Raw genomic sequence first — 12132 nt, 5'->3', positions numbered from 1 at the left:
GCGAGACGATGACGCCGCCATAGACGGCGAACTCCAGATTGACGAAGAGGCCCGCCGCGAAGGTGATCGCCACGATGGTCGTCTCGGTCCGGCTCGGACGCGGCGGTCTACCGGGCGAAGGCGGAGGGACGCGACCGCTGCGTCATGGGCCGCTCCGCGACGCGCGAGAAGCCCGGGCGGCGGCGCGTGTTCAAGGGCGGCCGCATCCTGTTCAACAAGGGCGCCTCGACCATCGACTGCACGGTCCGGGCCCTGTCGCCCACCGGCGCCGGGCTCGACGTCTCGACCGTGGTCGGACTGCCGGAGCGCTTCGACCTCGCGATCGAGGCCGACCAGATCATCCGTCCCTGCCGGATCGTCGAGATGAAGGACCGGCACGTCGAGGTCGAGTTCGCCTGACGCTCACTCGTCCATCTTCAGGGCGGCGATGAACGCCTCCTGCGGGATCTCGACGCGGCCGAACTGGCGCAGCTTCTTCTTGCCGGCCTTCTGCTTCTCCAGCAGCTTGCGCTTGCGGGTGGCGTCGCCGCCATAGCACTTGGCGGTGACGTCCTTGCGCAGCGCCCGGATGGTCTCGCGGGCGATGATCTTGCCGCCGAGCGCCGCCTGCACCGGGATCACGAACAGATGCGGCGGGATCAGCTCCTTGAGCTTCTCGCACATCGCGCGGCCGCGGGCCTCGGCGCGGGTGCGGTGGACCAGCATCGACAGCGCGTCGACCGGCTCGGCGTTCACCAGGATCGACATCTTTACCAGGTCGCCGACCCGGTAGTCCGTGATAGCGTAGTCGAACGAGGCGTAGCCCTTCGAGATGGACTTCAGCCGGTCGTAGAAGTCGAACACCACCTCGTTGAGCGGCAGGTCGTAGACCACCATTGCGCGCTTGCCGACATAGTTGAGGTCGATCTGCACGCCGCGCCGGTCCTGGCAGAGCTTCAGCACCGCGCCGAGATACTCGTCGGGCGTGAGGATCGTGGCGCGGATCCAGGGCTCGGAGATCTCGTCGATCTTGACCACGTCCGGCATGTCGGCCGGGTTGTGCAGCTCGATCTCGGAGCCGTCGTTCATCTTGATCTTGTAGATGACCGAGGGCGCGGTCGCGATCAGATCGAGATTGAACTCGCGCTCCAGCCGCTCCTGGATGATCTCGAGGTGCAGCAGGCCGAGGAAGCCGCAGCGGAAGCCGAAGCCGAGGGCCGCAGACGTCTCCATCTCGTAGGTGAAGCTCGCGTCGTTGAGGCGCAGCTTGCCCATCGCGGCGCGCAGGTCCTCGAAGTCGGCGGCGTCGACCGGGAAGAGACCGCAGAACACGACCGGCTGCGCAGGCTTGAAGCCCGGCAGCATCTCGGCGGTCTGCCGCTTCTCCTCCGTGATGGTGTCGCCGACGCGGGTGTCCGCGACCTCCTTGATCGAGCCTGTCAGGAAGCCGATCTCGCCCGGACCGAGCTCCGCGACGTCGGTCATCTTCGGCGTGAACACGCCGACCTTGTCGACGTCATAGGACGCGCCGGTGCCCATCAGGCGGATCTTCATGCCCTTCCTGAGGACGCCGTCGACCACCCGCACCAGCACCACGACGCCCAGATAGGTGTCGTACCAGCTGTCGACGAGCATGGCCTTGAGCGGTGCCGCGCGGTCGCCCTTGGGCGGCGGCAGCCGCTTCACGATCGCCTCGAGCACGAGGTCGATCCCGATCCCGGTCTTGGCCGAGATCGGCACCGCGTCGGAGGCGTCGAGGCCGATCACCTCCTCGATCTGCTCCTTGACGCGGTCAGGCTCGGCCGCCGGCAGGTCGATCTTGTTCAGCACGGGCACGATCTCGTGACCGTTGTCGAGCGCCTGGTAGACGTTGGCGAGCGTCTGCGCCTCGACGCCCTGGCTGGCGTCGACCACCAGCAGCGAGCCCTCGCAGGCGGCGAGCGAGCGCGACACCTCGTAGGCGAAGTCGACGTGCCCCGGCGTGTCCATCAGGTTGAGGATGTAGGTCTCGCCGTCCTGCGCCTTGTAGCTGAGGCGCACGGTCTGCGCCTTGATGGTGATGCCGCGCTCCTTCTCGATGTCCATCGAGTCGAGAACCTGTTCGGTCATCTCGCGCGCCTGCAGCCCGCCCGTCTGCTGGATCAGGCGGTCGGCGAGGGTGGACTTCCCGTGGTCGATGTGGGCGACGATCGAGAAGTTGCGGATGTTTTTCTGCGGCGCTGCGGTCATGGCGCGGCGGATAGCAGGGGGCGGCCGCAACGGCAAGGAGATCAGGGCCCGCGGACGCGCCCCTCAGCCTTCCGCCGCAGCCTTCAGGGCCGCGACGTCGAGCTTCACCATCTCCATCAGGGCCGCCATCATGCGCGGCCCCCTGGCCGGATCGCCGAGAAGATCGAGGACGAACGAGGGAAACACCTGCCAGGGAAAGCCGTAGCGGTCGACCAGCCAGCCGCATTGCCGCGGCGCCCCGCCGTCCGCGATCAGCGCCTCCCACAGGCGGTCGATCTCCTCCTGGGTCTCGAGGGCGACGGCGAAGGAGACCGCGAGCGGGTGCGCCGGGGCAGGCGCGCCGCCGTTCAGCGCCATGTAGGGCCGGCCCGCCAGCGTGAACTCGACCAGCAGCACGGAGCCGGCGGGGCCGCCGGGGGTGTCCACCGGGCTTTGCTGCACCCGGCTGATCCGGCTGTCCGGAAGCAGGCTCGTATAGAAGCGGGCGGCTTCCTCGGCCTGATCGACGAACCACAGGCAGGGCGAGATTTTCGGGCTCATCTGATTCCTCCTGGCGGGCTGCGTTCGGGGCAAGGACGTTCAGCGATCGGTGGCGCCGACGACGGCGGTGGAAAAAATGACGCCCTCACGCAGGCGCGCGGAGGCGCCCGGCAGGGCGTCGGGGCAAGGCAGGGCCAAACGATTCAAACTGCCTGGAGACGCGGGGACGCCGCACCGCCCCTGGTTAGGTGACTGGTGGCGCTGTGGCGCCCCCGCGCACGGATTTAGGCAAGATCGGGAATAGCTCCATTTACACTCCGCGGTCGTAGTGCCGCGGGCATGACGCGCGACGCGCATTCTCGCGCGCCGTCCCGACTACAGGTCCCGGGACGGGAGAGCCGGTCCCTCCCGCCGCAGGCTCCGCCCCTCTCCCGTGCCGCCGGACGGCCCGGCGACGCCTCCCAGGATTGGGAGAAGGTTTGGGGAGGCTGCCATAAACGGCGGCGCATGTAAAGAATATAATCCTAATACACGGGGCCAGCGAGAAGGGTCACGTCGGGCGAGAAGGGGCCGTCGCGCCCGTGCGAAGCGCGCTCTCCTCCCTCCCTCGCAGAGGGGAGGGTGGACGGGCGCAGCCCGGCCGGGTGGGGTGCAGGCGGGATCGGGCGCCCGAACCCCCGCGTCATGCCCGCGCCTTCGCGCGGGTATCCACGACTTGGGTAGCGGGCGCGACGGGGGGAAAGGAAGTCGTGGATGCCCCGCAAGCGGGCATGACGGCGAATCTGCGGGTCCGTCGCAGGCCCGAGGACGACGGGCTGCGTCCTACGCCGAAGACCCCACCCGGCCTCGGCCTGTCGGCCGAGGCCACCCTCCCCACGGCTTCGCCGCGAGGAGGGAGAAGAGGCGGCGCGGCTCGGGCGAGGGGCGCTCTTTTCCCTCCCTCGCAGAGGGGAGGGTGGCCGGGCGAAGCCCGGCCGGGTGGGGTGGTTTCGGAACGACCCGCCCGAACCTCCGCGTCATGCCCGCGCCTTCGCGTGGGTATCCCCGAATTCTCTTGCTGGCGTTGCGGAAGGAAGTCGTGGATGCCCGCAAGCGGGCATGACAGACGGCGCCCTACGCCCAAGGCCCCACCCGACCCCTCGCTGCCGCGAGGGGCACCCTCCCCACGGCTGCGCCGCGAGGAGGGAGAAGGCGGATAGCCGTTTGTCCGCCTCGACAGTCGGCCGGCGGGGTGGGACGGTGGCGGCCCGACAGAGCGGGGGGGCTCGCCGATGAAGATGATTTCGCTGACCGATTCCGACACGAGGTCGCTCGTCTTCCTGCACCCCGCGAATGTCGTGGCGGTGCGCGAGCATGGCCGTCAGACGATGGTGCACACCGCCGGCGGCGGCACCGGCGGCGACGGCCTGATGTTCACCGTGCTCGAGCCGCTGCCGGAAGTGATCGAGAAGATCAACGCCTGCCTGAGGGCCTAAGGCGTCAGCCGCGCGGCCTCACCACTCCGGCTTCTGCGGCAGGCCGTCCGTCAGGTCGTAATAGTCCGACTTCGACGCGACGAAGATGTGCTGCGCGAGCCGCAGGCCGGTCGGGCGGTCGAGCGTTCCGGCGGTGACGTAGGTCTGGTCCTCGGGCTCCGTGGTCCAGAACAGATTGCCGCCGCAGCGCCCGCAGAAGCCGCGCCGCACGGTCTCGGAGGACTGGAACCAGGCGAGCGTGCCCGAATCCTGGATAGTCAGGTCTTCAGTCCGGCAGGCGGCCATAGCCGCGAAGGCCCCGCTGGTGCGGGCGCATTGCTCGCAATGGCAGGCGACCGGCGCGCCGAGCGGCCCCTTGATGAGGTACCGGACGCCGCCGCACAGGCAGCCGCCGCTCTGCGACATGCTCGACCCTCCGTCACGCCGTCAGGCTATGCGCGACAAGACGGCCTTAACAGTCGGTCGTGAGGCTCAGTGCTTGCCGCTGCGGCGGGCGTCCTCGATCGCGGCGTCATGATACCAGCCGCTCGAGGCCAGCACCTTGACCTGCGGGGCCGGGGTCTGGGAGGCGGCCTGGCCGGGCCGCTGCCCGCCGAGACCGAGACGGCGGAGCGGGAACTGATAGATCTTGGCGGAGCCCTGGATGGTGTTGGTCATGGGCGTTTCTTTCGTCTTGCTGTTCCCCCGAATGTAGCACCGCCTGTCGTGAATTTAAGCGGTCTGCCTAATCAAAAAGCAGCAATTGCCGAAACTACGTGCAATCAGCCGATTGCCGCAGCGAGGGCGCCATCCGGGCTTTGAAAGGAAGGGACGAAACGCGCCTTTGGTTCCACCTGCGGGCGCTGCGCAGACCCGGCGCCGCGGTTTTCGGCAGAGTGGCACGCGAAATGCATCAGATGGCGGCCTGGGCCGTCGCGCGGTTTCGCGCAGCGGCTCACCTGACGGAGCGGTTTCCCGCAGATCGCATCACTGAGGTATGAGAGACCCGCGATGACGAAGTATAAGCTTGAGTATATTTGGCTCGACGGGTACACGCCGGTGCCGAACCTCCGCGGTAAGACGCAGATCAAGGAATTCGACGCCTTCCCGACGCTCGAGCAGCTTCCGCTGTGGGGCTTCGACGGGTCGTCCACGCAGCAGGCCGAGGGCCACAGCTCCGACTGCGTCCTGAAGCCGGTCGCGCTCTATCCCGACCCGGCCCGCACCAACGGCGCGCTCGTCATGTGCGAAGTCATGATGCCGGACGGCGTGACGCCGCACGCCTCGAACAAGCGCGCCACCATCCTTGATGACGAAGGCGCCTGGTTCGGTTTCGAGCAGGAGTATTTCTTCTACAAGGACGGCCGTCCGCTCGGCTTCCCCGAGCAGGGCTATCCGGCCCCGCAGGGCCCCTACTACACCGGCGTCGGCTTCAAGAACGTCGGCGCGGTCGCGCGCCAGATCGTCGAGGAGCATCTCGACCTCTGCCTGGCCGCCGGCATCAACCACGAGGGCATCAACGCGGAAGTCGCGAAGGGCCAGTGGGAGTTCCAGATCTTCGGCAAGGGCTCGCGCAAGGCCGCCGACGAGATGTGGATCGCCCGCTACCTGCTGCTCCGCCTGACTGAGAAGTACGGCGTGGACATCGAGTTCCACTGCAAGCCGCTCGGCGACACTGACTGGAACGGCTCGGGCATGCACTGCAACTTCTCGACCGAGTACATGCGCACGGTCGGCGGCAAGGAGTATTTCGAGGCGCTGATGGCGCAGTTCGACAAGAACCTTGAGGAGCACATCGCGGTCTACGGTCCGGACAACCACATGCGCCTGACCGGCAAGCACGAGACCGCGCCGTGGAACAAGTTCAGCTACGGCGTGGCCGACCGCGGCGCCTCGATCCGCGTGCCGCACTCCTTCGTCAACAATGGCTACAAGGGCTATCTTGAGGACCGCCGCCCGAACTCGCAGGGCGACCCCTACCAGATCGCCAGCCAGGTGCTGAAGACGATCTCCGAGGTCGCGATCGAGAAGGCGGCAGCGGCCGCGTAATTTCCGACGGACTTCCCTGCCGACGGCGCCGGACGACGAGTCCGGCGCCGTTTTGCTTTGGGCCTCAGGCGCGGCCGGCGAAGATGTCCTTCTTCACCACCGCGTGCACGCCCCAGTTGCCGTCGACCACCTGGGTCACGCCGAAATTGACCCCGATCGACATCAGCGACACCGCCTCGTCCTCGGTCAGCTTCTGCGTGTCCATCAGGAAGCGGCGCATCTTGCGGAAGGCGTCGCGCATCGCGAGGTCGACCGACGACTTGCCGTAGATCGCCGACTGCGCGTCCGGCCCGAGCTCCTTCAGATAGTTGGCGAAGGAGAAGCCGTGCACGAGCCATTCGTCCTGGGTCTCGAGCATCGGATAGTCGAGCCCCTCGAGCGGCGTGCCCGGCAGGTCGGCCTTCTTGTCCAGGATGAGCTGGAACACGCCGGTGAGCGAGCACTCGATCGCGGTGCCGCAGAGCTCGCTGTCGCCCTGGCTCGCATGCGGGTCGCCGACCGAGAGCAGCGCGCCCTCGACCGCCACGGGGTAGTACATCGTCGCGCCCTTGCCGATGCGCCAGTTGTCGATGTTGCCGCCGACATGGTTGGGCGGGATCGTGTCGACGAACTCCGCCTCGGCCGGCGCGAGGCCGAGCGTGCCGAAATGCGGCCGGATCGGCAGCCGCACGCCCTTCAGGACGTCGAAGTTGCGGCTGGTCCTGGAATGGTCGACCGGCACGCCCGGATAGTCGATGGTCTCGTGCACGACGCCGAACGGGTCGGTCTGCGGAACCCATTTGAAGTTGTAGACCGCCTGCGCCCAGCTTTTCGCGCCCGTGGCGTCGACCTCGTAGATCGTCACCACCTCGCGCTTCGCGCCGTCGAGCATGTCGTTGTAGTGGTAGCCCCACCAGGCGGCGGCGTTGGAGCCGAACGCCTTGCCCTTGAACTTCGGGTTGGCGCAGGGCCGCGGCGCGCAGTCCAGGATGCGGACCTCCAGCACGTCGCCGGGCTCCGCCCCGCGGACGTAAACCGGCCCGGTCATGACGTGGACGCCCTGGCCCTCGCCGGAGCCCTTCTTGTAGACCTTGGGGTCGGTCGGCCCAGCGCCGCGGCGGTCGACGCCCTTGCGGTCGCTGGTCCACAGGAACACGCTCTCGGCGCCCGGGTCGCCCTCGACCATCCGCTCGCGGTCGTCGCAGGCATGGTGCGTCAGCGTCTCGATGGTGACGATGTCGCCGGACTCGATCTCCACCCGCGGCTTCAGCGATTTCGAGAAATAGCCCCAGTGCACCGTGGCGGCGTTCGCTGGCAGATGATGGTGCCTGCGCTCGCCGGGCGCGCGGGCGGCGGAAGCCTGCGCGAGCGCCGGCGTCACCAGCGAGGCGGCGCCGGCGGCCCCAAGGGTCGCCAGCCCCCCGGCCGCCACGAAGGAGCTTTTGAGGAAGCCGCGCCGCTCGGCGCTCAGCTCCTCCTTGAAGGCGCGGTAGTGAAGCTCAAATTGCGGGCAGTTGGCGTCGTCGCCGCGGCACATGGGCTGCATCCCCGTTGGCGTTCATCGGACGATGACGTCCGGCGCAGGGGGATGAGCAAGCGCGGCGCCAGCGGGGCGGCGCCGTGCGGCTTAGGGCCCTATTCCCCCGGCACGATTTCCGGGCGGGGGGCGCGGCGGTTGTCGCGGATGGCGCCGAGCAGGCGGCCGGTCACGTGCCAGAAGCCCCGGTGGCTGCCCTTGTGATAGGGGCTTTCCGGCGGCAGCGCCTCGCAGAGGCGGCGGTGGGCGGCGCCGAGCGCGTGGTAGGGCAGGCGCGGCAGCAGATGGTGCAGGCCGTGATAGCGCAGGCCGACCGGGGCCCAGAGCATCGGCAGCGTCGAGGGCGGCGGCACGTTCACGCTGTCCAGGAACTGGCCGGTCGAGCTCATCTCGTCGCCCTCGTTCTCCCAGTGATGGGCGACCAGAGTGCGCAGCTGGTTGATCACCGCGACCGTGGAGCCGAGCGCGAGCGCCGTCAGGAACACGCGCAGCGGGATCACGCCCGCGACTGTCAGGCCGACGAAGCTGAGGGCCCACAGGCTGCACAGCGTCTCGAGCAGGATCCAGAGCGGGCGCTGCGCGTCGGTCGGGTGGTCGCGGATGAAGGCAGGGTTGATCGCCAGCGCCGAGCAGCGCTCCACCACGAACTTGCGCAGCGGCGGGATGACGGCCGCGAGCGGCGTCAGGATCCCGAAGCGGATCAGCAGGCCGACCGGCGCCAGCGCCGAGATCGCGATGAAGCCGAGCACGTGCCACACCGTCTGGCGGGCGAGCGGCATGTATTCGGGGTCGAGCGCGGTGCCGTAGCGCGACTTGGCGTGATGCTGGTTGTGCACGCCCTCATACATCAGCGACGGCACCAGATAGGGCACGCCGATGAGCGCGTTGTAGCCCGCCTTGAAGCCCGGCACGTCCTGCGGCCGAAGGTGGCTGACCTCGTGGATGAAGCTGACGCCGCGGTAGAAGGCGAGCGCCGAGACCACGAAGGCGGCGGCGCGCTCGAGGCCGGTCGGCAGCAGAAGCGCGCCCGCGAAGGCCGCGTAGGCGACCAGCGCCGTGAGGATCAGGTCGGCCCAGTAGATCGCGGGCCTCGCGGCGGCGAGGTCGGCGGTCAGCTTGTGCGCGGTCGCGGCGAGCGCGCGCTCGGAAGCGGCGGTGGTGTGCTGCATCTGGTCCGGCGGGTTCCTTCTCCGCCCGTCCGGGACGGCGCGGAGCGCAACGATTTCGTCCCGCAACATAGCATTCGCGGGCGCCGGCGCACAGGGCGGGGCGCCTCACGAAGCGCAACGAAGCGTTGCGCCCGCGAGGGCTTGCGCCGGGCGCGGCCCTATTTGGCCGGCGCGGCCCGCTTGTCCTCGGCCTGCAGGGCCGCCATCAGGCGGCTGCGGATCGAGGTCTGCCGCGCCGCGCTCGCGATCTTAGCGCCGGTCAGGTCGGTGACATAGAACACGTCGACCGCGCGCTCGCCGAAGGTCGCGACATGGGCGGAGGCGATGTTGAGGTTGAGGCGCGAGATCGCGTTGGTGAGCTCGTAGAGCAGGCCCGGCCGGTCGAGACAGACGATCTCCAGCACCGTGTGGCGGTCGGACCAGGCATTGGTGACGGTGACCTCCGGCGGGATCTCGAAGGCCCGCGGCCGGCCCTTGGCGGAGCTGCGCGTCTTGCTGGCGACGATGTCGAACAGCCGGATCTCGCCTCGCAGCGACTGCTCGATGCTTTCGGCGATGCGGCGGGCGCGCCGCAGCTCGTCCTCGTCCTCCGGGAAGGCGCGGCCGATGAAGATCGTGTCGAGCGCGAAGCCGTCGGTCGTGGTGTTGATGTGGGCGTCCATGATGTTCGCGCCCGCTGCCGCGCAGGCGCCGGCGATCACCGACAGCAGCTTGGGGTGGTCGGGCGCGAGCACGGTGAGCTCGGTGACGCCGCGGAAGGCGTCGGTCGCGACCTCGGTCGCGAGCTTCTCGCCGGCCGCGTCGGCGCGCGCGATGAAGCGCGCGTGCTGGGCGGCGCGCTCCGGCTCGGCCTTCAGCCAGTAGGGCGCGTAATGGCGCTGGGCGTAGGCCTCGAACTCTGCGTCGGTCCAGTCGGACAGCCGCTGGCGCAGGTCGTTCTTGGCCTGCTCGACAAGGCTCTTGCGGTCGCCGGCCGAATGGCCGCCGGTCAGGACCGTCTCGGTCTCCCAGTAGAGCGTGCGCAGCAACTGGCCCTTCCAGCCGTTCCAGACGCCCGGACCGACCGCCTTGATGTCGGCGATGGTCAGGATGAACAGCATCTTCAGCCGTTCCGGGCTCTGCACGATCTTGGCGAAGTCCTCGATCGTGCGGCGGTCCGACAGGTCCCGCGACTGGGCGACGATCGACATCGTCAGGTGCTGCTCGATCAGCCAGGCGACGGTGTCGGTCTGCGCCGGCGTCAGTCCTAGGCGGGGGCACAGCCTGCGGGCGATCCGCGCGCCGGCGATCGAGTGGTCCTCCGGCCGCCCCTTCGCGACGTCGTGCAGGAACAGCGCGACATAGAGCGCCACGCGGTCGCGCAGCGTCGGCATCAGCTCGTTGGCGAGCGGGTGCGAGTCCGAGGATTCGCGTGCGTCGATCTCGGCCAGAACGCCGATCGCGCGCAGCAGGTGCTCGTCCACCGTGTAGTGGTGGTACATGTTGAACTGCATCATCGCGACGATGCGGCCGAAGTCGGGGATGAAGCGGCCGAGCACGCCGGTCTCGTTCATCCGCCGCAGCACCTTTTCGGGGCTGCGGCGCGAGGTCAGGATCTCGAGGAACAGCGCGTTCGCTTCCGGATTCTCGCGTAGCGAGCCGTCCACCAGCTTCAGGCACTTGGTGATCAGCCGCATCGCGTCCGGATGGAAGGCGAGCCCCTGCGCGCCGGCGATCTGGAAGAAGCGGATCAGCTCGACCGGATCACGCGCGAACACGCCTTCGTCGCGGACGTTGAGGCGGTCGTCCTCGATGACGAAGTTCTCGCTCGCCTGCGCGGCCTTCGGCTTGCGCTTGCGGAAGCGGGTGAGGAAGCGGTCGAGCCGCGGCTTCGGCTTCTCCTGGCGCGCCTCCAGCGCGTGGCAGAGGATCGCGGTCAGGTCGCCGACGTCCTTGGCGACCAGGAAGTAGTGCTTCATGAAGCGCTCGACGTCGCGCAAGCCGGGATGCTCGGTGTAGCCGAGCGCGACCGCGATCTCGCGCTGCAGGTCGAAGGACAGCCGGTCCTCGGGCCGGCCGGTGATGAAGTGCAGATGGCACCGCACCGCCCAGAGGAAATCCTCGCACTTCTTGAACAGCCGGAGCTCGGCGGCCGAAAAGATGCCCCGGCCGACGAGGTCGTCGACGTCGCGCACCCGGCAGACATATTTGGCGATCCAGAACAGCGTGTTGAGGTCGCGCAGGCCGCCCTTGCCCTCCTTGACGTTGGGCTCGACCAAGTAGCGCGAGGCGCCGGCGCGGCCGAGGCGCTCGTCGCGCTCGGCGAGCTTGGCGGCGGCGAACTCGGCCGCCCGGCCCTCGATCACCTCGGCGTCGAAGCGGCGGGTGAGTTCCTCGAACAGCTCCTCGTCGCCGGTGATGCGGCGGGCCTCCAGCACGGCGGTGCGGATCGTCATGTCGGCGTGCGAGAGGCGGATGCACTCGTCGACCGAGCGCGTCGCGTGGCCGACCTTCAGGCCCATGTCCCACAGCACGTAGAGCATCGCCTCGACGACGCTCTCGCCCCAGGCGGTCTGCTTGTAGGGCAGCAGGAACAGCAGATCGACGTCGGAGCCCGGCGCCATCGAGCCGCGGCCGTAGCCGCCGACCGCGACCACGGCGAGCCGCTCGCCCGAGCTCGGGTTCACGCGCGGGTAGAGGTCGGTGGTCGCGTGGTGGAACAGCGCCATCACAACGGCGTCCATCAGGCCCGACAGGCGCTGCGCGCAGGCCGTGCCGGCGCCGTCCTCGTTCAGCCAGAGGCGGGCCGTCTCGCGGCCGGCCGCGAGCGTCTGCTTGAGGTGAGCCACCACGGCGAGACGAAGCGCATTGGAGTCGCCGCGATGACGCGCGGAAAGCGCCGACAGTTCGCGCGACAAGGCGGCGCTGTCGGCCAGTTCACGGGCGTTTCGCGCGACGCGCAGGCGTTGGCGGACGGTCGACATCGGGATTCGCGCAGCCGGGCTTGGATCAGAAGCCGCGAAACATAGGGGGCAACCGCGTAAGGCGCCATGCCGGCGAGCGTGGTGATTGCGCGCGGGGCGCGGCGATACTCAGCTCTTCCGCAGCGCCTTCAGCCGGTAGAGCGCGTCGAGCGCCTCGCGCGGCGTGAGCGCGTCGGGATCGACCGCGTCGAGCGCCTCGAGCGCGGGCTCCGCCTCCGGCTCAGGGCGGGCCCGGGTGGCGGCGAACAGCGGCAGATCGTCGATCATGCGCTCGACCGGGGAGGCGCGGTCGG

General features: G+C 69.0%; 11 protein-coding genes. 3 read left to right on the top strand and 8 right to left on the bottom strand.

Annotated features, from left to right (window positions below):
- Window positions 1-144 precede the first annotated feature (144 nt).
- Window positions 145-399, top strand: a complete 255-nt coding sequence (locus ACIKT0_RS07010) for a PilZ domain-containing protein (protein ID WP_407104648.1) — start codon at window positions 145-147, stop codon at window positions 397-399.
- 3 nt (window positions 400-402) lie between these two features.
- Here ACIKT0_RS07010 and lepA read toward each other — a convergent pair whose 3' ends face one another.
- Both lepA and ACIKT0_RS07000 read right to left on the bottom strand, forming a co-directional pair.
- Entirely contained in the window at window positions 403-2208 is a 1806-nt protein-coding gene (gene lepA, locus ACIKT0_RS07005; RefSeq protein ID WP_407104646.1) for a translation elongation factor 4, read from the bottom strand.
- A gap of 63 nt (window positions 2209-2271) precedes the next feature.
- Window positions 2272-2748, bottom strand: a complete 477-nt coding sequence (locus ACIKT0_RS07000; protein ID WP_407104645.1) for a VOC family protein — start codon at window positions 2746-2748, stop codon at window positions 2272-2274.
- A 1211-nt stretch (window positions 2749-3959) separates the two neighbouring features.
- Between ACIKT0_RS07000 and ACIKT0_RS06995 the strand changes: the two genes are divergently transcribed.
- Window positions 3960-4163 carry a hypothetical protein gene (locus ACIKT0_RS06995; protein WP_407104644.1) on the top strand — a complete coding sequence of 68 codons (204 nt, stop codon included), beginning with the start codon at window positions 3960-3962 and terminating at the stop codon, window positions 4161-4163.
- Between the two features lie 18 nt (window positions 4164-4181).
- On the opposite strand, the gene ACIKT0_RS06990 is transcribed toward ACIKT0_RS06995, so the two are convergent.
- Together ACIKT0_RS06990 and ACIKT0_RS06985 are read right to left on the bottom strand one after the other, a co-directional pair.
- Window positions 4182-4568 (bottom strand): GFA family protein, encoded by a 387-nt coding sequence (locus ACIKT0_RS06990; protein ID WP_407104643.1) that lies wholly within the window; start codon window positions 4566-4568, stop codon window positions 4182-4184.
- A gap of 66 nt (window positions 4569-4634) precedes the next feature.
- The gene (locus ACIKT0_RS06985) at window positions 4635-4820 is read right to left on the bottom strand and encodes a DUF2735 domain-containing protein (protein WP_407104642.1); all 186 of its coding nucleotides are present in this window, start codon (window positions 4818-4820) and stop codon (window positions 4635-4637) included.
- A gap of 333 nt (window positions 4821-5153) precedes the next feature.
- On the opposite strand from ACIKT0_RS06985, the gene ACIKT0_RS06980 reads away from it, so the two are divergent.
- A complete protein-coding gene (locus ACIKT0_RS06980) occupies window positions 5154-6191 on the top strand; it encodes a glutamine synthetase beta-grasp domain-containing protein (protein WP_407104641.1) in 1038 nt (345 codons plus the stop codon).
- A 64-nt stretch (window positions 6192-6255) separates the two neighbouring features.
- Here ACIKT0_RS06980 and ACIKT0_RS06975 read toward each other — a convergent pair whose 3' ends face one another.
- The 4 genes from ACIKT0_RS06975 to ACIKT0_RS06960 form a co-directional block, all read right to left on the bottom strand.
- The gene (locus ACIKT0_RS06975) at window positions 6256-7707 is read right to left on the bottom strand and encodes an acetamidase/formamidase family protein (RefSeq protein ID WP_407104640.1); all 1452 of its coding nucleotides are present in this window, start codon (window positions 7705-7707) and stop codon (window positions 6256-6258) included.
- A gap of 98 nt (window positions 7708-7805) precedes the next feature.
- Complete coding sequence (locus tag ACIKT0_RS06970) at window positions 7806-8876, bottom strand: fatty acid desaturase family protein (protein WP_407104639.1); 1071 nt, start codon at window positions 8874-8876, stop codon at window positions 7806-7808.
- 158 nt (window positions 8877-9034) lie between these two features.
- Entirely contained in the window at window positions 9035-11839 is a 2805-nt protein-coding gene (locus ACIKT0_RS06965) for a [protein-PII] uridylyltransferase (RefSeq protein ID WP_407104638.1), read from the bottom strand.
- Between the two features lie 108 nt (window positions 11840-11947).
- A partial coding sequence (locus ACIKT0_RS06960) for a hypothetical protein (protein WP_407104637.1) occupies window positions 11948-12132 on the bottom strand: 185 nt, incomplete at its 5' end.

The organism is Hansschlegelia beijingensis (assembly GCF_045505405.1).
GTDB lineage: Bacteria > Pseudomonadota > Alphaproteobacteria > Rhizobiales > Methylopilaceae > Methylopila > Methylopila beijingensis_A.
Note: the sequence above shows the minus strand (reverse complement) of the source record. Positions and strands in the feature narration are given on the sequence as shown.